The following is a 24,567-nucleotide window of genomic DNA, read 5'->3' on the forward strand; positions in this document are numbered from 1 at the left end:
TTAATTAAGGGGCGCCGCCTAGTATCCAGGCTCCTTTGGTGTTCCCCTTCGTTCTCATGTCGTCCTCCTCCTCTTCCCTCGATGCCGCCGCCGTTGGCGCGCCGCCGCCCACCGCCGCCTGGCGCGAGCTGTTCAGCGGGCGCAACGGCTGGCGCGCGCTGGCGCTGACCGGCGGCGTCGCGCTGCACGCGGTCAACGTCCACATCGTGACCACCGTGCTGCCCTCGGTGGTGCGCGAGATCGGCGGGCTCGACTGGTACGCGTGGAGCACGACCCTGTTCGTGGTCGGCTCGATCCTCGGTGCCACGCTCTCGGTGCGGCTCTTGGCCGCGCGCGGGCCGCGTGGCGCCTGCCTCACGGCGCTGGCCGTGTTCACGGCCGGCTCGGTCGGCTGCGCGCTGGCGCCGGCCATGCCGTGGCTGCTCACGGGGCGCACGGTGCAGGGCCTGGGCGGCGGGTTGCTGGCGGCGTTGAGCTACGGGCTGATCCAGCGCGTGTTCGAGCCACGGCTCTGGCCGCGCGCGGTGGCGCTGGTGTCGGGCATGTGGGGCGTCGCCACGCTGTGCGGGCCGGCCGTGGGCGGGCTGTTCGCGCAGGCCGGCCACTGGCGCTGGGCCTTCTGGGCGCTGCTGCCGGTGGCGGCGGCACAGGCCCTGCTGGTGACGGTGCAGCTGCGGCCCGCGGCCGGCATCCGGCATGACCGGCCGGCGCAGATGCCGCGCGTGCCGGCGCCGCAGATCGCGCTGCTGGCGCTGTCGGTGCTGGTGATTGCCGCCAGCGGTTTCTGGCCCGGCCTCGCGGGGCAGGCCGTGGGCGTGGCGCTGGGACTGGCCATCGGCTTCGCCGCCACCCGCATCGACCGCCGCGCCGGCGCCGTGCGCCTGCTGCCAACCGGCGCCTATGCGCTTGGCACGCCGCTGGGCGCCATCTACGCAAGCGTGGCGCTGCTGCTGATCGGCACCACCACCGAGATCTTCGTGCCCTATTTCCTGCAGCTGCTGCACGGCCACTCGCCGCTCGCGGCGGGCTACCTCACGGCGGCGATGGCGGGCGGCTGGAGCATCGGCTCGCTGACCTCGTCGGGCCGCACTGGCGCAGGCGCCGACCGCATGCTGCGCGCCGGGCCGGTGGTCTGCACCGCAGGGCTGCTGGCGCTCGCGTGGCTGTTGCCGACGCCGGGGGCGCTCGGGGCCCCTGTCGAGACCTCGCTCGTGGCCGTGGCGCTGGCCGCCGTCGGCTTCGGCGTGGGCATCGGCTGGCCGCACCTGCTGACGCGCGTGATGGCGCTGGCGCCTCGTGGTGAAGAAGGATTGGCTTCCGCGTCGATCACCACCGTGCAGCTCTACGGCATGGCCGTCGGTGCGGCCGTGGCCGGGCTGGTGGCGAATGCGGCGGGGCTCACGGTGCCCGGCGGCGTGGACGGTGCGCGATCGGCCGCAATCTGGTTGTTCGCCGTCTTCGCGCTGGCGCCTGCCATCGCCGCGTGGCTGGCGTGGCGCGCGGTGGCGCGGCGCTAGGCCAGCACGCCTTCCCAGGCGAGGGCGCGCCGGCGTCCACGTTCGCGCCGCGTTTCGCCGCGCAAGGTGGCGACGAGGTCATACACATCCGCCGGCAGATGCGCACCGCGCCACGCGATGTGCTGGTCGGCGCGGCACATCACGAGGCGGTGCGCATAGGCCTTGGGCAGGCTCGCGGTTTCGATGTCGAGCACCGTGAGCGGCATGCGGTAGGCGGCGGCCGCGCGCTCCAGCGGACGCACGTCCACGCTGCGGTCGAAGCGCAGCAGCGTGTAGCCCGGGCCGAAGGCGTCGTACAGTGAGCGCCCGTCGGCCAGCCAGAAGTGCGGTGCGCGGCAGCCGGGCACGGTGGAGGGCGTGAACTCGCCCATCGAGTACGGCGGCGCGCGGTGCTCGCCGTCGGGCACGATGATCGGCGAGCCGGTGTAGAAGTAGCCGAAGTTGAGCCCGCCGCAGCAGAACTGCTGCACGTTGAGCGCATAGGCCTCGCGGCCGATTTCGGCGCGCTGCGCGTCGCCCGCCGGGCCGGGCGCCTCGATGTCGGGCGGCACGGCGCGTCGCGCGCGGATCATCTTCTGCGCATGGTCCATCGCGAACTGCGACACCTGCTCGGTGATCGGCAGCCGCTCGGCCTCGTAGGCGTCGAGGATCGCTTCGTCGCCCCAGCCCTGCACGCAGGCGCCCAGCAGCCACGAGAGGTTGAGCGCATCGGCGATGCCGGCGTTCATGCCGTAGCCCGCGTAGGGCACCCACAGGTGCGCAGCGTCGCCCGCGAGGAACACGCGGCCGTCGCGAAAGCGCGTGGCCACGAGGCGCCGGCCGATCCAGTCTTCCTTGCTGATGATGTCGTAATGAAAGTCGGGCCCCACGCCCAAAATCTCGCGGATCGAGGTGTCGCGGTCGACCGAGTCGAACTCGGGCTCTTCGGCGTTCAGGTGGTTGTGCACCAGCCAGGTCTCGTGGCCGTCGATGGCGAACATCGTGCCGCAGCGGCGCGGGTTCATCGCGTAGTACGACCACGCGGGCTTGCCCGGAATCAGCGCGCGCAGCTGCGGCGCGCGGATGAAGGTCGACTGCACGCGTTGAATGACGGCCGTGCCTTCGAGCTTGGCGCCGATCTGCTTGCGCACCGGCGAGCTGCCGCCGTCGCAGCCGACCATGTAGCGGCAGCGGATGCTGCGCGTGGCGCCGCTGCCCATGTCGGTCGCGATGGCGCTCACGCCGTCGGCGTCTTGCGTGAAGCGCTCGAAGCGCGTGCGGTTGAGCAGCGTCACGCCCGGCAGCGCGGCGGTGTGCTTCAGCAGAATCGGCTCGAGGTAGATCTGGTTGATGCGGTGCGGCGGCTCCGGCGTGGGCCACCACGCGTCGGGGCCCTCGGTCTCGGTGTAGCGGTCGCGCCGGCACGGAATGGGAATGCGCGTGAGCTCGGTGCCCGTCACCGTGGTGCGGAACACCACGTCGTTCGGGTGGTCGGCCGGCAGCCCCGCATCGCGCAGCTGCTGCGCCACGCCCAGGCGGCGGAACTGCTCCATGGTGCGCGAGGCCACGTGGTTGCACTTCACGTTCGGCGGCTCGGCGAAGCGGCGCGTCTCGCACAGGATCACCGAGACGCCGCGCGAGGCCAGGTCCATCGCCAGCGTGAGGCCCACGGGGCCGGCGCCGACGATCAGCACGTCGGCTTGCATCGAGGTGTCGGCGGTCTTCGTCATGTCTCTATCGGCTTGTCGTTCAATCGAGCTTGATGTGGGCGTCCTGGATCACCTGGGCCCATTTCTTCGTCTCGGCGCGGATGTAGCTGTCGAAGGATTCGACCGAACCCGGCGCCGGCTCCACGCCGAGCGCGCGCATCGCGGTCTTCACCTGCTCGTCGCCGAGCGCGGCGTTGAGCTCGGCATTGAGCCGCGCCACCACCGGCGCCGGCGTGCCGGCCGGCGCGACCACGCCGAACCAGCCGGTCGAGTCGTAGCCCGGCAGGCCGGCCTCGGCCACCGTCGGCACCTCGGGCAGCATCGGCAGGCGCTGCGGGCTGGTCACGGCAAAGGCGATCAGCTTGCCGGCGCGGATCTGCTGCAGCGACGACGGCAGGTCGACCACCGCCAGCGGAATCTGCCCGCCCAGCACGTCGAGCGCCGCCGGGCCCGAGCCGCGGTAGGGCACCTCGACCAGCCGCGTGCCCGCCATCTGGTTGAACAGCGCCGCCGACAGGTGCATGGCCGTGCCGTTGCCGCCGTGGCCGATCGACAGCGTGGCCGGCTTCGCCTTGGCCAGCGCGATGAGTTCGCGCTGCGTCTTCGCGGCCACCGACGGGTGGCCCACCAGCACGAACGGAATGGCCGCCAGCATGCCCACCGGCTTGAGGTCTTTCTGCGGATCGAAGGGCATCTGCGGGTACAGGCTGACGTTGGCCGCCAGCGCGCCCGCCGCGCCCACGCCCAGCGTGTAGCCGTCGCCCGGCGCCTTGGCCACCAGCGTCAGCCCCACGTTGCCGCCCGCGCCGGGGCGGTTGTCGACCACCACCTGCTGGCCCAGCTTCTCGTTCAGGCGCGGCACCAGCATGCGCACCACGCCGTCGGCGCTGCCGCCGGGCGGGAAGGTCACGACCATGCGGATCGGCTTGGTGGGGAAGTCGCCCGCAGGGGCTTGGGCCAGCGCATTGCCCGCCAGCAGCGCACCGGCCGCGGCCCACAGCAGTCGCCTGCGTCGCTCACGAAATGCGCGCATGCCGCGGGCGATGGGTGCTGTCATTCGGGCCTCTCCTTGAATTCGGTGCTTTGATCGGAGATTGAACGATGGCAGGATTCATTCGTAAATCAAGAAATTCCGAATGATTTTTCAAATTTTCTGATGAATACGAACTTCAGTCCTACGATGCGCCAGCTGCGTGCGTTCCTCGCTGTCTACCAGCTGCGCAAGCTCGGCGCCGCGGCCACGCGGCTGTTCGTCACGCAGTCGGCCGTGAGCATGCTGATCCGCCAGCTCGAAGAGGGCCTGGGCACGCGCCTGTTCGACCGCACCACGCGCGCGCTCAAGCCCACGGCCGCAGCCGAACAGATGATTTCCACCGTCGAGCGCGTGCTGCGCGACGTCGATTCGCTCTCGGCCGATTTCCGCGAACTCGCCACGCTGGAACGCGGTCGCGTGACGCTGGCCATCACGCCCACGCTGGCCGGATTTTTATTGCCCGATGCGCTGCGCGCCTTCGGCGAGCAGCACCCGAAAGTTCGCGTGCTGGTGAACGACTGTGCGCCCGACCAGTTCCTGTCGCGCATCCTCGGCGAGCACGTCGACTTCGGCATCGGCACGCCCGAGCGGCCAGGCCCCGAGGTCGAGGTGCAGCGCCTCATGCGCGATCACCTCGCCGTGGTGTGCCGCACCGACCACCCGCTGGCCAAGGCGCGCGTGGTGCGCTGGTCGGACCTGGGGCGCCACCCGGTCATCACCGTGCGCCCCGGCTACGGGGTGCGTCCGCTGATCGATGGCACGGCGGCGGAGGCGGGCGTGACGCTCGACGTGGTGAACGAGGTGTCCTTCCTGTCCACCGCGCTGTGGATGACGGCGGCCGGCATGGGCGCGTCGATCATGCCGTCGGCGTTTGCGCGCGCCGAGAAGAACCCGGTGCTGGTGGTGAAGGTGCTCAGCGCCCCGCGCGTGGTGCGCGACATCTCCATCGTCACCAAGCGCGGCCATTCGCTGTCGGCGGCGGCGCGGGCGTTCATCGAGGCGCTGAAGCAGAGCCTGCAGTAGCCGCGGGGGCGGGCCGGTCGTATGCTGGCCGGTCTTTTTTCTTTGCGCGAAAGCAGGTGCCCCATGACAACCACCACACGGTCCCGTTTCTCTTCCGCATGGCTGGTCCTGGCATTCGGCCTGATGCTGTCGATGCTGCTCGTGGCCTGCGGCAACAAGGAGGCCGAGCAGCGCAGTGCCTTCATCGCCTACCTGCAGACCCGCGTGCTCGACAAGCCCGGCTTGCGCGTGCCCACGCCCACCGCCGAAGAAAAGGCATCGTTCGGCGACTACGCGCAGCACTACGCGGTGATCACCGATTTCAACGAAGGCATGAACAAGTCGGTGAGCCAGCCGATGACGCAGATCATGAACAAGGGCGCGCTGCGCTCGTTCGTCGATCTGCCGGCACGCCGTGACGATCTCAAGGCCGCCAAGGAGGGCCTGGGCGGCCTTCGCACCGCGCTCGATCAGCAGTTGGCCAAGGCCGATGCGGCACGCGCGCAACTCAAGCAGCCCGACGACCTGAAGCAGGTCTATGCCAAGGCCTACGAGAAGACCGTGACCACGCCCGCCACCACGTTCAAGGAGGTGTTCCCTCCGGTCGACGCCGTGATCGACAGTGCGTTGGCCATCGCCGATTTCATGGAGAAGAACAAGTCGAAGCTTCGGGTTTCCGGCGGCACGCTCACCGTGACCGACCCGGCCGTGGGGGACGAACTCAACAAGATGGCGCAGCAAATGGGCAAGCAGTCGGCGGCGATCAACACCGCGCAGGACAAGATGCGCGCGGTGATGCGCGGCTCTTGATCAGACGAAGTGGTCGAAGGAGCCGAAGCGCTGTGACACCGGCGCGCCGCTCGCATCGACGATGCGCAGGCCCGCGTCGGCCTCGATGCGGCCGATGCGCGTCACGCGCGTGGCGCTGGCTTGCCCGGCCTGCGCCACCGCATCGCGTGCCGAGGCCGGTGCGGTGAACACCAGCTCGTAGTCGTCACCGCCCGAGAGCGCGCAGGTGCGCAGCGCCTCGGTGGGCAGGCCGGCCGTGTCGACCGCGATCAGCGCGGTGGTGGCGTCGGCATCGAGCGTGGCGCCCACGCCGCTGGCCGCGAGGATGTGGCCCAGGTCGCCGATGAGGCCGTCGCTCACGTCCACCGCCGAGGTGGCGATGCCGCGCAGCGCCTGGCCCAGCGCCACGCGCGGCGTGGGTTGTTCCATGCGTGCGCGGGCTTGTGCGAAGGCCTCGGCGGGCAGGCTCAGCGTGCCGCGGAACACCTCGAGCGCCAGCCGCGCATCGCCGAGCGAGCCGCTCACCCACAGGTCGTCGCCCGCGCGTGCGCCCGAGCGCAGCAGCGCGGCGCCGGCCGGCACTTCGCCGAACACGGTGATGCAGATGTTGAGCGGGCCGCGCGTGGTGTCGCCGCCCACCAGCTCGCAGCCGTGGGCGTCGGCCAGCGCGAACAGGCCGCGCGAAAAACCTTCGAGCCAGGGCTCGTCCACGCCGGGCAGCGCCAGCGCCAGCGTGAAGGCCAGCGGCTTCGCGCCGCAGGCGGCCAGGTCGCTGAGGTTCACGGCCAGCGCCTTGTGGCCCAGCCGGGCCGGCTCCACGGTCGAGAGAAAGTGCCGCCCCTCCACCAGCATGTCGGAGGACACGGCGAGCTGCATGCCCGCGGCCGGCGCGAGCAAGGCGCAGTCGTCGCCCACGCCCAGCGGCGAGCGCGTGGCGGGGCGTTTGAAATAGCGTGTGATCAGGTCGAATTCACCCATGGGTGCGAGAGCATAACGACCTGGCGCGGGGTCGCCCGCCGCGGCGCCCACGGGAAAGGGGGGCTGACACTGGAAGCATTTTGTAATACCGTCATGCAAGCGGATACACCGAAAGTCCGAATAGGAGGAGGCCGCCATGACAGCCATCGTGCAGGGAGGCGTGTCCGCCGACGCAGACACCGACCGGATCGTTGCCTTGCTGTACGACGGGATCACCTGTCCCGGCGATTGGTACGACGCGCTCGATGCCATGCGCGAGGTGCTCGGCGCCGCCTGCTTTCACACGCTCACGGTGCGCCGTACCGACTGCTCGGTGGTGGGCGCGGGACTCGCCAACCTGGAGAGCCCGCCCGACAAGGTGCGCGAGTACGAGCAGCACCTGGCGCGCGACGACATCCGCATGCAGATGCCGGTCAACGCCCCGCTGGGCACGCCGGTGGCCGACCACGCCTACTTCGGCGCGCGCACGCTCTCGCACAGCCCGATCTATGTCGACTGGCTCGCGCCGCTCGGCCTGCGCCACACGCTGGCGATGGGGCTGCGCGCCGACGACGACACGCGCGAAGTGCTCGGCTTCATCCGCCCCCGGGCCGAGGCGCCCTACGGTCCTGAGAGCGAGGCCTTCTGCCGGCGCCTGTCGCCGCACCTGGTGCGCGCCAGCGAACTGCGCGCCCGCATGATGCAGCTGGGCGAGCATGCGGCGACCGGGCTGTCGGCGCTCGACGCGCTGCCGCAAGGCATCGCCGTGGTCGACGAGGCCTGCCGCATCGACCACCTGAACGCGCGAGCGGCGGGGTGCGCGGGCCGCGGCGGCCTGTTCGACAGCGCGCAGGGGCGACTGCGGCTCGCGTCGTCCGCGCTGCAGTCGGCCTTCGAGCAGCGGGTGCGCGAGGCCTGCGCCCCGGCCGGTGGCGCGCGGGCCGGCGTGCTGCACCTGCCCGTGGCTGGCAGCGTGGTCCGCATCACGGTGCTGCCGCTCAAGCCCTCGCACCCGCTGGCCGTGCTGCGCCAGCGCCACCGCGCGCTCGTGGTCTTCGCCCATCCGGCCGAGGCGGCGCCCGTGGAGCCGCGCCAGCTGGAAAGCCTGCTCGGCCTGAGCCCGACCGAGGCGCGGCTCGCGCTGTTGCTGGCGAGCGGCAAGACCGTGAAGGACTTCGCCGCCGCGCAGCACTGCTCCGAACACACGGCGCGCAGCCACCTGCGCAACGTGATGCGCAAGACCGACTGCCACCGGCAGGCGGAGCTGGTGCTGCTGGTGCAGTCGCTGCGGGACTGAGCAGCAGGTTCTACTGCGAACGGGGGATGGCGCCGCGCGGCGGTTGCGAGAACCATGGCGCCCTCTACACGAGGAGTTCGCCATGGCTGTCTACTGGGACGAGACCAAGATGCAGATGGGCCCGCACGGCACCGCGACCATCCTCGCCTTCGGCGATTCGTGGTTCTGGTACCCGCTGCCGGGCGGCAGCCTGCTGAACTTCCTGGGCGACGTGGTCGGCGCGCGCGGCCACGTGATCCTGGCCAAGGGCATGAACGGCGCGGAAGCCCAGGACTATGTGGAAGGCAAGTACCGCAACGCCGTGCGCGAGTCGCTGCGCCTGTACGGGCCGACGCTGTCGGCGGTGTTCATCAGCGGCGGCGGCAACGACTTCGCGGGCTTCAACGACCTGCGCCCGCTGCTCAAGTCCGATTGCACGGGCGAGACGCAGGCCGCGCAGTGCTTTCGCAACGGCAAGGGCGGCTTCGACCAGTTCCTTGTCGACATGGACGAGCAGTACCGTGCGCTCATCGGCCTCATCTACACCCGAACGAGCGTCGACTGCCACATCGTCATGCACAGCTACGACTACGCGCCGCCCACGGGCAAGGCGCTGTTCGGGCGCGAAGGCTGGCTGCGTCCGGCGCTGGTCGACGCGGGCGTGGCGCCCGAGCTGTTCAAGCCCTGCGTCGACCACCTGATCGACGGCTTCCACGGCATGCTGCAGAACATCGCCGCGGGCGACCCGCAGCACCTGCACGTGGTGGACAGCCGCGGCACGCTGGGCCCGACCGACTGGGCCAACGAGCTGCATCCCAACGGCCGCGGCTTCAAGAAGATCGCGGTTCAGCGCTGGCAGCCCGTGCTGCAGCCGCTGAACCTGGCCTGAACTCTTGTGAAGTTCAGACGCCGCGCGCGCGGCGGTTGGACATGACCACGTTGTCCTTTTCGATCGCTGTACCGCTCTTCAGTGCAGCGACCCACACGTCGGTCGTCGCCACGGCCGCGAAGTTGCTGTGGAATACGACGCTGAACACGCGGTGGATCTCTTCGGCGCTCACGCGGCCGGCCGCGTTTTCATAAGGCAGCGCGCCGGTCGCGTCCGACAGGAACTCCACGTTCAGCCCGCGGTGCATGGCTTCGAACACGGTGGAGGCGTCGCAGTTCTGCGTCATGTAGCCGGTCACGCTCAGCGTGTCGATCTCGTGGCGCGCGAGCCAGTCGGCGAAGTCGGTGCCGGTGAAGACGCTCGGGAAGGCCTTGGTGACCAGGTGGTCACGCGGGCGCTTCGCAATCTCGGGGTGCAGTTGGCCGTAGAAGTTGTCGGCCTGGAAGACCGGCGCGCCCTTCGGCGCGTGGTGCTGCACCACCACCACCGGCACGCCGGCCGCGCGCGCCGCGTCCATGGCCTGCGCGATCTTCGGCAGCGAGCTCTCGACCGGCGGGTATTCGATGGGCAGGCCGCCGCCTTCGAAGTATTCGTTCTGCACGTCGATGACGACGAGGGCGCGGCGTGGTGCGGACTGGCTCATGGGTATCTCCTTCGGTGGTTGTGTGTGTGTCTGGAATGGCTCGATTCTTCGCGCGCCGCGGGTTTTGCGACAGTGGCCCGAAAGCCATTCATCGATAAGATCGGGCCATGCGCTCATCTGCCGCCAAAACCATCGCCGAGACCATTGCCGTGGTCGCCTTCGACGGCATCAGCCCCTTCCACCTCTCCGTGCCCTGCATGGTGTTCGGCGAAGACCGCACCGACACCGGCGCGCCGCGCTTCCGGGTGCAGGTCTGCGCGCCCGAGCCCGGGCCGCTGGCCACCAACGCGGGCTTCACGCTCGTGGTGCCGCACGGCCTGGCGGCGATCCGCCGCGCGCAGATCGTGGTGGTGCCGTCCTGGCGCGACGACGGCCGGCCCGCGCCGCCCGCGCTCATCCGTGCGCTGCAGGCGGCGCACCGCCGCGGCGCCACCGTGGTCGGGCTGTGCCTGGGCGCCTTCGTGCTGGCCGAGGCCGGCCTGCTCGACGGCCGGCCCGCCACCACGCACTGGCACCTGGCCGCAGCCTTCGCCAAGCAATATCCGCAGGTCGTGCTGCAGCCCGAGGTGCTGTACGTGGACGACGGCAACGTGCTCACCTCGGCGGGCACGGCCGCGGGCATCGACTGCTGCCTGCACCTGCTGCGCGTGCGCTACGGCGCAGACACCGCGAACCGCGCTGCGCGGCGCATGGTCGTCGCACCGCACCGGCAGGGCGGTCAGGCGCAGTACATCCAGCAGCCCATGCCGGCGGCGGCCGAACGCGACCGGCTCACGCCGTTGCTCGAATGGCTGGGGCGGCATCTGCAGACGCCGCACGAACTCGACGACCTCGCCCGCCGCGCGCTCATGAGCCGGCGCACCTTCACGCGGCGCTTTCGCGAATCGACGGGCACGACGGTCGGCCAGTGGCTGCAGAACCAGCGCCTGGCGCTGGCGCAGCGGCTGCTCGAAACGACCGACCGCTCGGTGGAGCGCGTGGCGGCCGATGCGGGCTTCGGCTCGGCGGTGCTGCTACGCAAGCACTTCGCCACGGCGTTCAAGGTGTCGCCGACGGTGTACCGCCGGCAGTTCTCGCAGGAGGCCGTGGCGGCCTGAACAACGTCAGGCCGCGCCGCGAAAGCGGAGCGAAGCCTGGCGCACCACTTCCGCCAGCAGCCGCTCCTTGCCCTGCTTCTCGCGCAGCCAGCGCGCGTCGTTGCGGTTGGCCTCGACGCTGGTGCGCAGCTCGCCCAGCGCCTGCGTGGCGTTGAGCGCCTCGCTGTGCCATTCGAGCTGGGTCATGGTCATCAGGATGTGGTCGCGCAGCGGCATGTGCTGGCCGCTGGCCGGGTCGACGTACACCGCGTCCAGCCCGAAGCGGCAGGCCTGGAAGCGGTTGTAGGTGTAGACCAGGTAGTCGTCCTCGCACGGCTCGAAGGGCTGCTCCTGCAGGAACCACGCGGCCAGCGACTGCACATAACCCGCGAGCGCGGCGGCCCGCTCGATGGTGAGCGGCGTGTCGAACACGCGGATCTCGATGGTGCCGAACTCGGGCTTGGGACGGATGTCCCAATAAAAGTCTTTCATGCTGCGCACGACGCCGGTGCGGGTCATGCGCTCGAAGTAGGCCTCGAATTCCTTCCAGCTCGTGGTGAAGGGCGCGCGGCCCGAGAGCGGGAACGCGAACACCGAATTGAGCCGCGCCGAGTCGAACTGCGTGTCCTGCCCCTGCACGAACGGCGAGGATGCCGACAGCGCGATGAAGTGCGGGATGTAGCGCGACATGCGGTGCAGCATCAGCAGCGCCGAGTCGGCGTCGGGGCAGCCGATGTGCACGTGCTGGCCGAAGATGGTGAACTGCTTGCTCAGGTAGCCGTACAGCTCCGACAGCTCGCGAAAGCGCGGCTTGTCGTAGATGCGCCGTTCGTGCCATTGCTGGAACGCGTGCGTGCCGCCGCCGACCACCGCGATGTTGAGCTTGTCGGCGTTCTTGATCAGCGCCTCGCGGATCGGCGACAGCTGCGTGATCACGTCCTGCGCCGAATGGCAGATGTCGGTCGAGATCTCGATCATGCTCGAGGTCATCTCGGGCACCACGCTGCCGGGCAGCGGCGTCTGGGCCATCAGGCGCAGCATGTCCTCGGCGTACGGCGCGAGGTCGTAGTCGTGCGTGTTCACGAGCTGCAGCTCGAGCTCCACGCCCAGCGACAGCGCCTCCGACTTGTTGAAGGGCTCGAGCTTGACGGCGCGGCTGGCCGGATCGGCGGGCAGCTGCGCGGAGCGCACGTCGTCGCTGTCCGGGTCGATCGGGAGGACGGAGGTGGGGTTGCTGTTGCTGCTGCTCATCGCTGCGTGTCTTCCGTGGTGCTGAAGGCCTGTGGCGTCCAGGGGACCGAACTCTCGCCCACGGCGTGGATCGCCACGGTGGCGAGCACGGCGCCCATCACTTCCATCAGCAAAATCGAGGGCAGGGCGACCTGCGTGATCATGGTGCCCAGAAGCGGCGAGGCCGAGGCGAAATTGGAGGCGATCAGCAGGGCGATGGACGACAGCGGCGTCATCGCGCAGCCGACCCAGAAGGCCTGCTTCCAGCTGGCGCCGCTGCCCGGGTTGGCAATGGCCACGCCCGAGATCTTGGTGACCAGGCGCACGCCGATCACGGCCAGCACCACGCTGGCCACGGGCAGGGTCCAGTCGGCCTGGGCCGCCACCATCGACACCAGCACGAACATCAGCATGGTCAGCAGCGACGAGGCGGTGCCGAGCTGGCGTTGCCAGGCCCAGGGCTTGGGGTTGAGCGTCTTGAGCAGCACGCCGCCGATCAGCGCCGCCAAGGGTGCCGAGCCGCCGATGTGGGCCGTGAGCGCCGCGCCCGCCGCGATGATCGCCAGCAGCAGGATCGAGGTGTTCTCGCTGTTCGGGCTCATCACGCGCAGCGCCGAGCGCAGCGCCAGCGCCATGATCGCGCCGACCACGAACGACATGCCCAGCACCACCGCCACCGGGTAGAGCTTGAGCATCAGCGACTGCGGTGCGCGCTCGATCAGGCCGGCCTGCGCGTAGCCCAGCGTGAGCGCGTAGAAGGTGTTGAGCGTGGCCAGCGTCATGGCGCGTTCGGTCACCGGGCCGGCGGCGCGGGTGTCCATGATCACGCGGCTGAGCACGGCCGGCGAGGCGACGATCGCCATCAGCGCGATGGGGTTGGCCACCGGCTCGGGCAGGCCCAGAAGAATCAATATCCAGTACACGCCGAAGTAGGTCAGCCCCGCCTCCAGCAGGCTCTGCACCAGCACCATCGGGTTGTGGCGGAACCAGCGCAGCGGCAGCCGCCCGCCCGCCTCGAACAGCACCACGGCCGCGCCCAGCTCCAGCAGGAACAGGCTGATGCCGCGCAGCGGCCAGATCGCGCCCTCGAAACCGGCAAAGCCCACCACCGCGCCCACCACCGAATAGCCGATGACCTTGGGCATTCCCAGGTAGCGCTGCACCAGGTGGCCGGAGGCCGCGGCGGCGGCCACCAGCAGGGCCCAGAGCACGGTGGGCAGGCCGGCCGAGGGGCGCGCCCATTCGGCCCAGAAGCCCTGGAGTTCGGCGAGGAGTGCGGTCAGGTTCATGTAGGCAGGAAGAAGCTCACCGGCCGGCTGCGCCAGCGGGCCCAGATCGCGCTGCGGATGCGGGCGCGGTCACCGAGGCTCACGCTGTGCGCGCGCAGCGCCAGACGGAAAGCGAAGTAGAAACTCACGCTCACATTGAGCGCGCCGATCACCGGGATCGCCGCAACCGCCCACCACAGGGCCGGCTGGTGCAGTGCCGGCAGGCCGATGGATGCCGCCGCGGCCGCGATCTGGCCGGCCGACAGCGTGACATGGCGCACATCCAGCCCGAGCCCGAAGAAGCCCGCGAACGCGGGCAGCAGTCCGAGCATGAGTCCCAGCGAGATGTTGGAGGCGAAGCCTGAGATGTGTGTGCGCATGAAGGCGGCCCAGCGACGGGCCCGGGCGGCACCGAGAAAGGCGCCGATGCGAGGGTTGTAACGCATGGCGGAGTCCAGGCGATGCAGGACAAAGGCGTTTTCTGTCCATCCGGCGATGATGCTGGACGAAAACAGCAGGATGCCGGTGATTGCCGCGAAAAGCACGGTCGGTCCGAGCAGCGACAGCGAATGCAGCGTGGAGGCCGCATGCGCCGCGTCCAGCAGCGGCCGGCCCAGCGCGGCCTGCCAGCCCAGCACCAGCAGGCCCACCGCCGGCACCACCAGGAGCACGTTGCCCAGCACGGCCGCCACCTGCGAGCGCACGAGGTTGGCCACCTCGTCGACGAACTGGTCCACGGCGTCGTCCGACTTGATGTCGCGCAGCCGCGCCGCCATGGCGGGCGCGGTCATGGCCGGCTGCTTGGTGGCCAGCGTCAGGTGCAGCAGCTGGATCGCCACGAAGCTGGCCGCGTACATGAGGCCCGCGGCCAGCCCGCTCCAGAAGGCCGACAGGGCCAGCGCGTAGATGCCGAACTTGGCCAGCACCGTCAGCGCCGTGAAGGCGCCGCCGCCGGCGGCCTTCTTCACCATCTGCAGGTAGCTGCGGCGGTCGCGGGTGATGTAGTGCTCGCCCGTCTCGGCGCTGCGCTCGGTCACCTTGGCCGCGAGCATCGACGAGTTGGAGGCGATCAGCGCGCGGATGCTGTTGCGCTCGCCGCCCGCCAGCACCAGCTTGCCGACCAGCCGCGCCATGCTGGGCCCCGGCACGGGCGACATCAGGCAGTCGAGCAGCTCGCGGATGCGCAGCACGCGCTCGCGCAGCTGGCGCAGCCGGAACACCAGGCCGACCGAGATGCCGTTGTCTTCCAGGTGCGTGTAGACCGACGAGGCGCTGGAACGGCAGGCATCGAGCCGGTCGCGGAAGGCCACGAAGGCGGCCTGCAGCGATTCTTCGTCGCGCGGCAGGGCGAACATCTGCTCGCGCAGCGCGTCCAGGTCGGCCATGAGGGCGTGGAAAGGGCGCGCCTCGCCCGCTTCGGGGCTGATGCGCAGCCGCAGCTCGGGCGAAAAGCCCGTCGCCACCACCTGGCTGCAGCAGTAGGTGACGGCGTCCATCACCGTGTGGCGCCAGCGCGCCGAGCCGTCGGGCATGGGCGCGGCGTCGGCCAGCAGCGCGCCGATGCGCGCGAGCTGGGTGTCGTCGAGCAGCGCGATCCAGCCGGCGTCGAACACGCCGGGCAGCACCAGCCGGAACAGGTCCGAGGCGTCGGTGGTCTCGGGCGTTCCCGGCAGGATCTTGCGGCGCATGCGCTCACCGAACTCGCTCAGGAAGGCGGTGCGCGGCGCAAAGCCGTAGTCGGCCAGCAGCGCCGTGAGGTCGACCGACTGCGTGAACGCGCGCCACCAGGCGCGCAGCCGATCGCACAGCTCGGGGCGTGCCTCGACGGCGTCGAGCAGCAACTGCACGCGGCCGATGGCGGCCTGCGGCGAGGCGCGGTCGCCGCGCAGCCAGTCGAAGAGGTTGATGAGCCAGATGTGGCGCTGCGCCACATCGGCCGTGGGGTCGAGGCCGGCAAGCAGCCCCTGCAGATCGCGCGATGCGGCAGCCATGGGGGAGCGGAAGAGAAAAGAAAGAAAAAGAGCGCGTCGCGCGCTCAGTGCAGCACCCGGGAGACCGGGGTTCCGCCTATGTCGGCTTCGAGTACGAACATGGGAACCGGCACGTCGAAACGCTCGCCTTCTTCGGTCACCACGAAGAAGCTGCCGTGCATCGTGCCGCTGGCCGCCTGCAGGCGGCAGCCGCTGGTGTAGCGGAACGATTCGCCGGGCGCCAGCAGCGGCTGCTGGCCGATCACGCCGAGGCCCTTGACCTCCTGCGCATGGCCCGAGGCGTCGTTGATGAGCCAGTGGCGCGCGATCAATTGCGCGCCCACCGTGCCCACATTGGTGACGGTGATCGTGTAGGAGAAGGTGTAGACGTTGTCCTTGGGCGAGGACTGGTCGGCCAGGTAACGCGGTTCGACCTGTACGCTGAAGGGGCTGTGTGACATGGGGCGCATGGTAACGGAGGCCTTTCCTCGGACTTCCGTCGGCTGCGAGAATCCGGGGTTATGAGCAGCACCCCGTTCCGCATTGCGCCCTCCATTCTTTCCGCCGACTTCGCGCACCTCGGCCAGGAGCTGACCGACGTGATCGCGGCCGGCGCCGACTGGATCCACTTCGACGTGATGGACAACCATTACGTGCCGAACCTGACCTTCGGCCCCATGATCTGCCAGGCCCTCAAGCCCTACGCCAAGACCGCCGACGGCACGCCCGTGCCCATCGACGTGCACCTGATGATCCAGCCGGTCGACGCGCTGGCCGCGTCTTTTGCGCAAGCGGGCGCTGACTACATCAGCTTCCACCCCGACGCATCGACCCATGTGCACCGCAGCATCCAGGCCATCAAGGCCGCCGGCTGCAAGCCCGGCCTGGTGTTCAACCCCGGCGCCGGCCTCGAGGCACTGGACTGGGCCATCGACGACATCGACCTGATCCTCATCATGAGCGTCAACCCCGGCTTCGGCGGCCAGAGCTTCATCGACTCGGCGCTGCGCAAGATCGAGCAGGCGCGCAAGCGCATCGAGCAGAGCGGGCGCGACATCCGCCTCGAGGTGGACGGCGGCATCAAGGCCGACAACATCGCGCGCGTGGCCTCGGCCGGCGCCGACACCTTCGTGGCGGGCAGCGCCATCTTCAACGCCAAGGACTACGGCGCGGTGATCGGCGACATGCGCCAGCAGCTGGCCACCGTCAAGGCCTGACCTTGCCGTCGGCGGTGCGCTCGGGCGTGAGCCCGCGGTCGGTGTCGACCACGCCGCGTTCCACGTCCTCGTAGCCGCGCCGGCCCTTCTCGGGCGGCTGGCCGTCCTGCATCACCTGGCTGTCCGACGACTGGTCGCGCTCGTGCGGCAGGCGCGGCGCCGATTCGCCGTCCTTTTCGACGCGGGTGGTGTCCTTCTTGTCCTTGCGCGGTTGCTGGGCCATCGTGTGCTCCTTCAAAGTTCGGGTCTGGCGCCAGCTTGCGCGGCGCCTCGCCACGGGGCGGTAGGACAGGCCAGGGCGCGGCTGTAGGTTCGCGCTGCGCGCCCGCCAAGCCACAGGGTCTTGCCTTTTGCGTGGCCACAGTCGCCTCCGCATAATCGCCCGCATGTCCACCCCGCTTTTCGACGACGCCGCGACCGCCACCGACAGCCTGCGCCTGCATGCCTTCGCGTCGCTGAACCCCGGCCCGCGCCTGCTCGTGATCGGCGGGGTGCACGGCGACGAGACCTGCGGCACCGAGGGCATCGCGCGCGTGCTGGCCGAGTTCGATGCCGGCGACTTGCGCCTGCTGCGCGGCGAACTCACGCTCGTGCCCGTGGCCAACCCGCTCGCGCGGCGCCGCCTGCAGCGCGAGGGCCAGCGCAACCTCAACCGCCTGTTCCGGCCGAGCGAGACACCGGCCGACTACGAGGCCCGCATCACCAACCGGCTGGCGCCCGTCATCGCGCGCCACGACGTGCTGCTCGACCTGCATTCCTTCCAGAGCGAGGGCGAGGCCTTCGCCATGATCGGCCCGCGCGACAACAGCGGCAGCCTCGAACCCTTTGCGCGCGCGCAGGAAGAAGGCCGGCTCGCACTGCACATCGGCACGCCCATCGTGGTCGAGGGCTGGCTCGACATCTACGCCGCCGGCCTCGCGCAGCGAGGCGCCGCCGTCGACGAGGCCGCCATCGACTTCGGCCGCGGCACCAACGAATACATCCGCAGCTGCGGCGGCTACGGCGTCACCCTCGAATGCGGCCAGCACCAGGACCCGCAGGCGCCGCAGGTGGCGTGGGCGGCCATCCGCCGCACGCTCGCGCTGCTGGGCATGGCGGCGCTGCCGCCGGGCCTGTCGGCCGCGCCGCCGCAGCCGCCCCAGCTGCTGCGCCTGGCGAGCGTGACCGACCGCCTGCACGAAGACGACAGCTTCGTGCGCGACTGGGCCACCTTCGACCCCGTGCAGCGCGGCGAACCCGTGGGCATGCGGCACGACGGCACGCTGGTCAGCGCGCCCGACGACGGCTTCATCGTGTTCCCGAACGCGATGGCGCTGCCGGGCGCCGAGTGGTTCTACTTCGCGCGGCCCAGCGAGCGCGTGCTCGACCCGGGCGCCTGAGGCTCGCGCCTGTCGGCGCCCTCCTACCGGTGACGCCCACCTTCTCCCACAGACGGGGAGGGGCGGCCACTACGGCCCGCGCACCGGGCCCCACCTAAGCTTCCTCTTTGCGGATTTGCCGGCTTGCGGCCCCGCTTCTCTCGGAGGGAAAAACATCATGGAAATCTCGGCACTGTTCGATTCGCTCATGGGCACCTGGGGCGACGACATCCTGATCTGGGCGGTGGCTGCCGTGACCGCCTGCATCGGTCTGATCGCCGTGGTGAACGTGCTCGACATCTTCATCGGCAGCGGCAACAGCAACGAGGCCGGCTGAGCCGACCCGCATCGATGCCCAGAACCCCGATGTCCCCCCAGAACAAGGCCGCCGCAGGCCGCCGCGCCAGCACCGCCAAGACCGGTGACGGCGCCAACGCCAAGCAGCTGCAGCTCGAGGGTTTCACCACCGAGCACCCCACGCACCTGACGACCAACCAGGGCCTGCAGGTTCCCGACAACCACAACTCGCTCAAGGCGGGCGTGCGCGGGCCGACGCTGCTCGAAGACTTCATCCTGCGCGAGAAGATCACGCACTTCGACCACGAGCGCATTCCCGAGCGCGCCGTGCATGCGCGCGGCTCGGCGGCGCACGGCTACTTCCAGGTCTACCAGTCGATGTCGCAGTACACCTGCGCCGACTTCCTGCAGGACCCCGATGCGAAGACGCCCGTGTTCGTGCGCTTCTCCACCGTGGCCGGCTCGCGCGGCTCGGCCGACACCGTGCGCGACGTGCGCGGCTTCGCCGTCAAGTTCTACACGCGCGAGGGCAACTACGACCTCGTGGGCAACAACATCCCCGTGTTCTTCATCCAGGACGCGATGAAGTTCCCCGACCTCATCCACGCCGTGAAGCCCGAGCCGCACCACGAGATGCCGCAGGCCGCGAGCGCGCACGACACCTTCTGGGACTTCGCCTCGCTCATGCCCGAGAGCACCCACATGCTGATGTGGGCCATGAGCGACCGCGCCCTTCCGCGCAGCCTTCGCATGATGGAAGGCTTCGGCGTTCACACCTTCCGCTTCGTCAATGCGCGCGGCGAGAGCCACTTCGTGAAGTTCCACTGGAAGCCCAAGCTCGGCGTGCACGGCCTCGTGTGGGACGAGGCACAGAAGATCGCCGGCAAGGACCCCGACTTCCACCGCCGCGACCTCTGGGAAGCCATCGAGCAGGGCCACTTTCCCGAGTGGGAACTCGGCGTGCAGCTCATCGCGCCCGACAAGGCCGAGTCGCTGGGCTTCGACCTGCTCGACCCCACCAAGCTGATCCCCGAAGAGATGGTGCCCGTGCAGCGCATCGGCAAGCTGGTGCTCAACCGCAACCCCGACAACTTCTTTGCCGAGACCGAGCAGGTGGCCTTCCACCCGGGCCACGTCGTGCCGGGCATCGACTTCAGCAACGACCCGCTGCTGCAGGGGCGCCTGTTCAGCTACACCGACACGCAGATCTCGCGCCTGGGCGGCGCCAACTTCCACGAGCTGCCGATCAACAAGGCCGTGTGCCCGTTCCACAACATGCAGCGCGACGGCATGCATCGCCAGACCATCGCGCGCGGCCAGGTCGCCTACGAGCCCAACACGCTGGGCAGCGGCACCGAGTTCCGCGTGGACGGCGGCAGCCACGGCTTCCAGTCGTTCCCCGAAGAGATCGAGTCGCCGAAGGTGCGGCGCCGCAGCCCCTCGTTCGACGACCACTTCACGCAGGCGCGCCTGTTCTTCAACAGCCAGAGCATGGCCGAGAAGGAGCACATCGTCGCGGCCTTCCGCTTCGAACTCTCGAAGCTCGAAGTGCCCGCCATCCGCCAGCGCATGGTCGACAACCTCGCGCACGTGGACGAGAAACTCGCGCGCCGCGTGGCCGAGCCGCTGGGCATCGGCGAGCCCGACGCGAAAGCGGCCGCAGGGTACTCGGGCTTTCGCGAACACCGCATCGAACTGCTCATCGACGAATCGCCCGCGCTGCGCATGAGCGACGGCAGCGCCGACGGCGTGGTGCGCACGCGCAAGGTCGCGATCCTCGTGGCCGACGGCGTCGACTCGGCCTCGCTCAAGCCCATTCGCGATGCGCTCGAGCAGGTGGGCGTGCTGTGCAAGGTGGTGGGCCCGAAGCTCGGCACCGTGGCCAGCGCGTCGAAGCGCCAGATCGACGTCGACATGACCTTCACCAACACCGCCTCGGTGTTGTTCGACGCCGTGCTTGTGCCGGCGGGCGCCGAGGGTGCCGCCGCGCTCGCGGCGCAGGGCGATGCCGTGCACTTCGTGCTCGAGGCCTACAAGCACTGCAAGGCGATCTGCGCGGTGGGCGAGGGTGTGCAACTGTTGGCGACGCTGGGCGTCACGGTCGAGGGCGAGGCGCCGGCTGGCGTGGTGGTGGCCGAGACGCCTGTCACCAACCTGGGCGACGCCACGGCGGCGACGCAGATTGCGCACGACTTCATCGCGGCGATTGCGAAGCACCGGCACTGGGACCGGCTCAACATCGACAGCGTGCCCGCCTAGCGTGAACCGGCTCTACGCCATTTGCGCTAGACCGTATTGCGAATAGGCGAGGTGAACACCCGCTCCTAGACTTTCCCACGAGGCCTGAACGGCGCGCACTCCCGCGGCGTCGAGCGTTCGCGGCAGCGAGTGCATGGGTCGAGGGGGTTCAATGGCGTGGTTTTCGAGATGGGGATGTGCGCATCCGGCGCGTCGCCGTGCCGGTCTTGCCGGTGCGCTCGGCCTGGTGGGTGTGCTGCTTCTGGGCCCCGGCGGTCCTTCGGCGCTGGCACAACGTCCGGCGCCACCACCTGCAACCCCCGCTGCTTCAGCGGGCGGCCCGAATGCCGAAGCCGCGGCCGACCGCATGGCGCAGGCGCGGCTGGCCGATACCGACACGCTGCTGGCCCTGACCAGCGAAGGCGCGGTGCTCTACGGCCAGGACGCGGTCAAGCTCTCGGGCTATCAGTACTGCAGCCAGGCGGTCGCGCTGGCCGAGGCGGGCGAGTTCCGCCAGAGCGTGCGCGCCGCGAGCAAGGCGCTGCACCTGGCCAATGCCACCAGCGACCCGAACCTGCGCGCCGTGGCCAACCGCGACCTGGCGATCGTCTACAGCTACTCGGGCCAGCTCGAGAAGGCCGAGGAGTTCGCGCGCGAAGCGCTGCGCCACACCGCACGCGACCCCAAGCTGGTGGTCGGCCCGGTGCAGAAGGTGATCGGCGACGTGCGCACGCGGCGCGGCGACTTCGCCGGCGCGGTGCTCAGCTACGACGAGGCATTGGCCAACAGCTCGCCGCGCTATGCGCCGCTGGTGCAGGCTTCGCTGGTCAATGCGCTCATCGAATCGGGTGACGCGGCACGCGCGCGCCAGGTGCTCGGCGAGATGGCCGAGCCGCGCGAGGCGCCCCTGGCCGCGCAGCTCGAACGCACGCGCGCCCGCCTGCTGCTGGCCGAGAACAAGCCGGCCGAGGCACGCGACAAGTACCGCGCGCTCACCACGCGCCAGGTCGGCACCGACACCGCCTACTACCGGCTCTGGGCCTGGGACGGCGTGGCGCGCAGCGAACTCGCGCTGGGCCAGAAGCAGGCCGCGGCCGAGGCCGCGGGCCGCGCGCTGGCCGACGTCGACCAGGTGCGCGCGCGCTTTCGCAGCGAAGAAGTGAAGATGGGCCTGTTCTCCGACCTGCAGTCGGTGTTCGAGCGCGGCGTGGCGGTGTACAGCGAAGCGGGCGATCCGCAGCGCGCGTTCGAGGTCAGCGAGCACAGCCGCTCGCGCGCGCTGCTCGATGCGGTGCGTGGCCGCGCCAAGCTCAGCGAGTCGTCGGCCGGAACGGTCGGCGTGGCCGCGCTGCAGCGCACGCTGGCGGCCGACGAGCGCGTGGTGCAGTACCACGCGCTGCCCGACCGCCTGATGGTCTGGGTCGTGGGGCCGGACAGCATTGTCGAAAAACGCATCGCGGTGAAGCGCGACGAACTCACCGAACTCGTCGAGACCTTCCGCAATTCGATCGTGCGCGGCCGCCGCGCCGCCATCACCAACGCCGACAAGCTCGGCGCCGCGCTGCTGGGCCCGCTGGGCCTGGCACCGGGCCAGCGTGTGGTGGTGGTGCCGCACGGGCCGCTGCACTACCTGCCGTTCCAGGCGCTGCGCCTGGACGGGCGCTACCTCATCGAGACACACCCGGTGTCGGTGGCGCCGTCGATCAGCATCGCGGTGCAGCTGGCGCAGCGCACGCCGCGCGTGAACGCGTCGCTCACGGCCTTCGGCAATCCGCGCATCGAGGACAAGTACGACCTGCCCGGCGCCGAGACCGAAGTGAAGCAGCTCGCGCAGCTCTTCCCGCGCAACACGGTGTACATGGGCGCGGCCGCCACCAAGACGCAGTTCCGCGACGTGGCCTCGCGCTCGCCGCTGATGCACGTGGCGGCGCACGCCGAAGCCGACGAGGTCGACCCGCTGTACTCGCGCATCCTGCTGGCCAACGAAGGCGGCAAGCAGAATTTTCTCGAGGCGCACGAGATCCTCGCGCTGCCGATGGACGGCACGGCGCTGGTCACGCTCTCGGCCTGCGAGTCGGGCCTGGGGCGCATCGCGCAGGGCGACGAGGTGCTGGGCTTCACGCGCTCGTTCCTCTCGGCCGGCAGCTCCAGCCTCATCGCCTCGCTGTGGCCGGTGTCGGACGACGCCACCGCCGTGCTCATGGGCACGCTCTACGGCGAGCTCGCCAAGGGCCGCGACATCCAGAAGGCGATGCAGGCCGGGCAGCTGGCCGTGCTGAAGGACCCCAAGATGTCCCATCCCTTCTTCTGGGCGCCGTTCAACCTCATCGGCAACTGGCGCCTCACCGTGGGAAGCTGACCATGTCTTCGCCACGCTCCCTCCTGCAAAGAAGCACTGCCATGGCCCCTGCGATCCGCCTTCGTCCACGGCCGACGCCGATCGCCATCGCGGCGACTGCACTCGTCGGCGCCACGCTGTGGGTCGTCATGCCCCGCGCCCATGCGCAGGAAGCCACCACGCTGCTGCCCACCAAGGACCCGTGCGGCAGCTGCGACCGCCCCGTCGCGCAAGCCACCGGCGCCGTCGCCCCGCAAACCCTGCCCGCGCCGCCACAGCGCGCCGCCGCGGGCAGCTTCAAGCTCACCGACCTGCGCCTGAACGGCGTGAAGGCGCTGAGCAACGAAGAGCTGCAGACCATCACCGCGCCGTACATCGGCCGCGACGTCACGCTCGGCGACCTCGAAGGCCTCGCGCAGGCGATCACCACGCGCTACAAGGAGCGCGGCTACTTTCTCGCGCAGGCCGTGGTGCCGGTGCAGACCGTGCGCGACGGCATCGTCGAGATCAGCATCATCGAAGGCCGGCTCGGCAAGGTCGAGGTGCTGGTCGCACCCGAGGCGCCGATCAGCGAGGCGCGTGTGCGCGGCTTCCTGGCGGCGCTGCAGCCGGGCGAGGCCGTGAACGCGCCGGCCTACGAGCGCGCGATGCTGCTGCTGTCGGACCAGCCCGGCCTCAAGGTCTCGTCGAGCCTGCAGGAAGGCGCGCAGGCTGGTACCACCGACCTGTCGGTCGAGGTCGAGGCCGGCGCGCGCTGGGCCTTCTCGGCCGAGGCCGACAACCACGGCACCAAGGAGGCGGGGCGCTACCGCGTGGGCGGCACGGCGCGCTGGCTCAGCCCCTTCGGCATCGGCGACAACCTCGATGCGCGCCTGCTGCTGTCCAACAGCAACGCGCTGCAGTACGGCCGCGTGGCCTACGAGGCGCCGCTGGGCACCAGCGGCCTGCGCGCGGGCATCGGCATCTCGCGCGTGAGCTACGACCTGGGCGGCAAGTTCGTCGACCTCGACGCGCGCGGCCGTGCCGACGTGCTCGACGTGTCGCTCAACTACCCGCTGATCCGCCAGCGCCAGCAGAACCTGTTCCTGCGCCTCACGGCCGACGTGAAGGACCTCACCGACGAGCTGCGCGGCGTCGACTTCACGGCCAAGAAGCGCGTGCAGGGCTTCGGCATCGGCTGGGCCTGGGAGCGGCGCGACGAGGTGCTCGGCGGCGGCTACTGGGCCAGTTCGGGCACGCTGTACCACGGCGACCTGTCGATCCGCGATGCGCAGAGCTTCCAGTCCGACCAGCAGTTCGGCGGGCGCCACACCGAAGGCGGTTTCACCAAGCTGAGCTTCCAGGTGTCGCGGCTGCAGGCCATCGTGCCGCGCCACTCGCTGTACTTCTCGGTCGGCGGCCAGTGGGCCAGCAAGAACCTCGACGCCTCGGAAAAACTCGCGCTCGGCGGCGCGCGCGCGGTGCGCGCCTACCCCTCGGGCGAACTGCTGGTGGACCAGGGCCTGATCGGCACCTTCGAATACCGCTGGGCCGCCACCGACGAGATCACGCCCTACCTGTTCTACGACGCGGCACGCGGAAAGATCGCGCGCCATCCCTCGCCCTTCGACGGCGAGAACTCCCACAGCCTGCGCGGTTACGGCATCGGCCTGAGTTGGTCGCGCCCCGGCAACTTCTCGATCAACGCCACGCTCGCCTGGCGCGCCGGCACACCGCCCGCGCAGACCGACGGCGGCGGGCGCAACCCGCGGCTGTACGTGCAGCTGCAGAAGGCGTTCTGA

21 protein-coding genes are annotated in these 24,567 nt (G+C 70.1%); 12 read left to right on the plus strand and 9 right to left on the minus strand.

Features of this window, described 5'->3' with window-relative positions; genetic code table 11:
- Window positions 1-56 precede the first annotated feature (56 nt).
- Window positions 57-1,517: an MFS transporter gene (locus tag AC07OX_RS29030; RefSeq protein WP_495262729.1), complete on the plus strand. Its 1,461-nt coding sequence runs from the start codon at window positions 57-59 to the stop codon at window positions 1,515-1,517.
- Here AC07OX_RS29030 and AC07OX_RS29035 read toward each other — a convergent pair.
- Both AC07OX_RS29035 and AC07OX_RS29040 read right to left on the minus strand, forming a co-directional pair.
- On the minus strand, window positions 1,514-3,226 hold the full coding sequence (locus AC07OX_RS29035; RefSeq protein WP_495262730.1) for an FAD-dependent oxidoreductase: 1,713 nt from the start codon (window positions 3,224-3,226) through the stop codon (window positions 1,514-1,516). The two genes, AC07OX_RS29030 and AC07OX_RS29035, sit on opposite strands and share 4 nt — an antisense overlap.
- A gap of 19 nt (window positions 3,227-3,245) precedes the next feature.
- A complete protein-coding gene (locus AC07OX_RS29040) occupies window positions 3,246-4,262 on the minus strand; it encodes a Bug family tripartite tricarboxylate transporter substrate binding protein (RefSeq protein WP_492683580.1) in 1,017 nt (338 codons plus the stop codon).
- A 99-nt stretch (window positions 4,263-4,361) separates the two neighbouring features.
- Between AC07OX_RS29040 and AC07OX_RS29045 the strand changes: the two genes are divergently transcribed.
- A complete protein-coding gene (locus AC07OX_RS29045; RefSeq protein WP_495262731.1) occupies window positions 4,362-5,261 on the plus strand; it encodes a LysR family transcriptional regulator in 900 nt (299 codons plus the stop codon).
- A 63-nt stretch (window positions 5,262-5,324) separates the two neighbouring features.
- Entirely contained in the window at window positions 5,325-6,050 is a 726-nt protein-coding gene (locus AC07OX_RS29050; RefSeq protein WP_495262732.1) for a DUF3053 domain-containing protein, read from the plus strand.
- On the opposite strand, the gene thiL is transcribed toward AC07OX_RS29050, so the two are convergent.
- Window positions 6,051-7,007, minus strand: coding sequence for a thiamine-phosphate kinase (gene thiL / locus AC07OX_RS29055; protein ID WP_307697012.1), 957 nt, complete (start codon window positions 7,005-7,007; stop codon window positions 6,051-6,053).
- Between the two features lie 136 nt (window positions 7,008-7,143).
- Here thiL and AC07OX_RS29060 point away from each other — a divergent pair, with 136 nt between their 5' ends.
- Both AC07OX_RS29060 and AC07OX_RS29065 read left to right on the plus strand, forming a co-directional pair.
- Window positions 7,144-8,283 (plus strand): helix-turn-helix transcriptional regulator, encoded by a 1,140-nt coding sequence (locus tag AC07OX_RS29060; protein WP_495262733.1) that lies wholly within the window; start codon window positions 7,144-7,146, stop codon window positions 8,281-8,283.
- 82 nt (window positions 8,284-8,365) lie between these two features.
- Window positions 8,366-9,151 carry an SGNH/GDSL hydrolase family protein gene (locus AC07OX_RS29065; protein WP_062483039.1) on the plus strand — a complete coding sequence of 262 codons (786 nt, stop codon included), beginning with the start codon at window positions 8,366-8,368 and terminating at the stop codon, window positions 9,149-9,151.
- A 13-nt stretch (window positions 9,152-9,164) separates the two neighbouring features.
- Here the strand turns inward: AC07OX_RS29065 and AC07OX_RS29070 are convergent, their stop codons facing one another.
- The gene (locus AC07OX_RS29070; RefSeq protein WP_495262734.1) at window positions 9,165-9,794 is read right to left on the minus strand and encodes an isochorismatase family protein; all 630 of its coding nucleotides are present in this window, start codon (window positions 9,792-9,794) and stop codon (window positions 9,165-9,167) included.
- A gap of 107 nt (window positions 9,795-9,901) precedes the next feature.
- Between AC07OX_RS29070 and AC07OX_RS29075 the strand changes: the two genes are divergently transcribed.
- Window positions 9,902-10,891 (plus strand): GlxA family transcriptional regulator, encoded by a 990-nt coding sequence (locus AC07OX_RS29075; RefSeq protein WP_495262735.1) that lies wholly within the window; start codon window positions 9,902-9,904, stop codon window positions 10,889-10,891.
- A gap of 6 nt (window positions 10,892-10,897) precedes the next feature.
- Here the strand turns inward: AC07OX_RS29075 and AC07OX_RS29080 are convergent, their stop codons facing one another.
- The 4 genes from AC07OX_RS29080 to apaG are packed head-to-tail and all read right to left on the minus strand — an operon-like array spanning window position 10,898 to window position 15,799.
- On the minus strand, window positions 10,898-12,121 hold the full coding sequence (locus AC07OX_RS29080; RefSeq protein WP_495262736.1) for a YbdK family carboxylate-amine ligase: 1,224 nt from the start codon (window positions 12,119-12,121) through the stop codon (window positions 10,898-10,900).
- A complete protein-coding gene (locus tag AC07OX_RS29085) occupies window positions 12,118-13,389 on the minus strand; it encodes a cation:proton antiporter (RefSeq protein WP_062480997.1) in 1,272 nt (423 codons plus the stop codon). The genes AC07OX_RS29080 and AC07OX_RS29085 overlap by 4 nt, the downstream gene beginning before the upstream one ends.
- Window positions 13,386-15,359 (minus strand): transporter-like protein TlpB, encoded by a 1,974-nt coding sequence (gene tlpB / locus AC07OX_RS29090; protein ID WP_062481011.1) that lies wholly within the window; start codon window positions 15,357-15,359, stop codon window positions 13,386-13,388. Before tlpB ends, AC07OX_RS29085 begins: the two co-directional genes overlap by 4 nt.
- Window positions 15,360-15,403: 44 nt before the next feature.
- Window positions 15,404-15,799 (minus strand): Co2+/Mg2+ efflux facilitator ApaG/CorD, encoded by a 396-nt coding sequence (gene apaG, locus AC07OX_RS29095; RefSeq protein ID WP_495262737.1) that lies wholly within the window; start codon window positions 15,797-15,799, stop codon window positions 15,404-15,406.
- Between the two features lie 60 nt (window positions 15,800-15,859).
- On the opposite strand from apaG, the gene rpe reads away from it, so the two are divergent.
- Window positions 15,860-16,555, plus strand: a complete 696-nt coding sequence (gene rpe, locus AC07OX_RS29100) for a ribulose-phosphate 3-epimerase (protein ID WP_062480999.1) — start codon at window positions 15,860-15,862, stop codon at window positions 16,553-16,555.
- Here the strand turns inward: rpe and AC07OX_RS29105 are convergent.
- Window positions 16,545-16,778, minus strand: coding sequence for a hypothetical protein (locus AC07OX_RS29105; RefSeq protein WP_062481001.1), 234 nt, complete (start codon window positions 16,776-16,778; stop codon window positions 16,545-16,547). The genes rpe and AC07OX_RS29105 overlap by 11 nt on opposite strands.
- A gap of 163 nt (window positions 16,779-16,941) precedes the next feature.
- Here AC07OX_RS29105 and AC07OX_RS29110 point away from each other — a divergent pair, with 163 nt between their 5' ends.
- The 5 genes from AC07OX_RS29110 to AC07OX_RS29130 all read left to right on the plus strand — a co-directional run bounded on the left by AC07OX_RS29110 (window position 16,942) and on the right by AC07OX_RS29130 (window position 24,567).
- Complete coding sequence (locus AC07OX_RS29110; protein ID WP_495262738.1) at window positions 16,942-17,934, plus strand: succinylglutamate desuccinylase/aspartoacylase family protein; 993 nt, start codon at window positions 16,942-16,944, stop codon at window positions 17,932-17,934.
- A 157-nt stretch (window positions 17,935-18,091) separates the two neighbouring features.
- On the plus strand, window positions 18,092-18,250 hold the full coding sequence (locus AC07OX_RS29115; RefSeq protein ID WP_167394958.1) for a hypothetical protein: 159 nt from the start codon (window positions 18,092-18,094) through the stop codon (window positions 18,248-18,250).
- Between the two features lie 29 nt (window positions 18,251-18,279).
- Entirely contained in the window at window positions 18,280-20,469 is a 2,190-nt protein-coding gene (locus AC07OX_RS29120) for a catalase (RefSeq protein ID WP_495262739.1), read from the plus strand.
- A 226-nt stretch (window positions 20,470-20,695) separates the two neighbouring features.
- Window positions 20,696-22,807, plus strand: a complete 2,112-nt coding sequence (locus AC07OX_RS29125; protein WP_495262740.1) for a CHAT domain-containing protein — start codon at window positions 20,696-20,698, stop codon at window positions 22,805-22,807.
- A 41-nt stretch (window positions 22,808-22,848) separates the two neighbouring features.
- A complete protein-coding gene (locus AC07OX_RS29130; protein WP_495262741.1) occupies window positions 22,849-24,567 on the plus strand; it encodes a ShlB/FhaC/HecB family hemolysin secretion/activation protein in 1,719 nt (572 codons plus the stop codon).

The sequence above is a fragment of the Variovorax sp. GW821-FHT09D07 genome (genome assembly GCF_059416345.1).

Coding starts and splice junctions, on each gene's coding strand:
- AC07OX_RS29030 (WP_495262729.1), top strand. CDS start 57: ATGTCGTCCTCCTCCTCTTCCCTCGATGCCGCCGCCGTTGGCGCGCCG.
- AC07OX_RS29035 (WP_495262730.1), bottom strand. CDS start 3,226: ATGACGAAGACCGCCGACACCTCGATGCAAGCCGACGTGCTGATCGTC.
- AC07OX_RS29040 (WP_492683580.1), bottom strand. CDS start 4,262: ATGACAGCACCCATCGCCCGCGGCATGCGCGCATTTCGTGAGCGACGC.
- AC07OX_RS29045 (WP_495262731.1), top strand. CDS start 4,362: ATGAATACGAACTTCAGTCCTACGATGCGCCAGCTGCGTGCGTTCCTC.
- AC07OX_RS29050 (WP_495262732.1), top strand. CDS start 5,325: ATGACAACCACCACACGGTCCCGTTTCTCTTCCGCATGGCTGGTCCTG.
- thiL (WP_307697012.1), bottom strand. CDS start 7,007: ATGGGTGAATTCGACCTGATCACACGCTATTTCAAACGCCCCGCCACG.
- AC07OX_RS29060 (WP_495262733.1), top strand. CDS start 7,144: ATGACAGCCATCGTGCAGGGAGGCGTGTCCGCCGACGCAGACACCGAC.
- AC07OX_RS29065 (WP_062483039.1), top strand. CDS start 8,366: ATGGCTGTCTACTGGGACGAGACCAAGATGCAGATGGGCCCGCACGGC.
- AC07OX_RS29070 (WP_495262734.1), bottom strand. CDS start 9,794: ATGAGCCAGTCCGCACCACGCCGCGCCCTCGTCGTCATCGACGTGCAG.
- AC07OX_RS29075 (WP_495262735.1), top strand. CDS start 9,902: ATGCGCTCATCTGCCGCCAAAACCATCGCCGAGACCATTGCCGTGGTC.
- AC07OX_RS29080 (WP_495262736.1), bottom strand. CDS start 12,121: ATGAGCAGCAGCAACAGCAACCCCACCTCCGTCCTCCCGATCGACCCG.
- AC07OX_RS29085 (WP_062480997.1), bottom strand. CDS start 13,389: ATGAACCTGACCGCACTCCTCGCCGAACTCCAGGGCTTCTGGGCCGAA.
- tlpB (WP_062481011.1), bottom strand. CDS start 15,359: ATGGCTGCCGCATCGCGCGATCTGCAGGGGCTGCTTGCCGGCCTCGAC.
- apaG (WP_495262737.1), bottom strand. CDS start 15,799: ATGTCACACAGCCCCTTCAGCGTACAGGTCGAACCGCGTTACCTGGCC.
- rpe (WP_062480999.1), top strand. CDS start 15,860: ATGAGCAGCACCCCGTTCCGCATTGCGCCCTCCATTCTTTCCGCCGAC.
- AC07OX_RS29105 (WP_062481001.1), bottom strand. CDS start 16,778: ATGGCCCAGCAACCGCGCAAGGACAAGAAGGACACCACCCGCGTCGAA.
- AC07OX_RS29110 (WP_495262738.1), top strand. CDS start 16,942: ATGTCCACCCCGCTTTTCGACGACGCCGCGACCGCCACCGACAGCCTG.
- AC07OX_RS29115 (WP_167394958.1), top strand. CDS start 18,092: ATGGAAATCTCGGCACTGTTCGATTCGCTCATGGGCACCTGGGGCGAC.
- AC07OX_RS29120 (WP_495262739.1), top strand. CDS start 18,280: ATGTCCCCCCAGAACAAGGCCGCCGCAGGCCGCCGCGCCAGCACCGCC.
- AC07OX_RS29130 (WP_495262741.1), top strand. CDS start 22,849: ATGGCCCCTGCGATCCGCCTTCGTCCACGGCCGACGCCGATCGCCATC.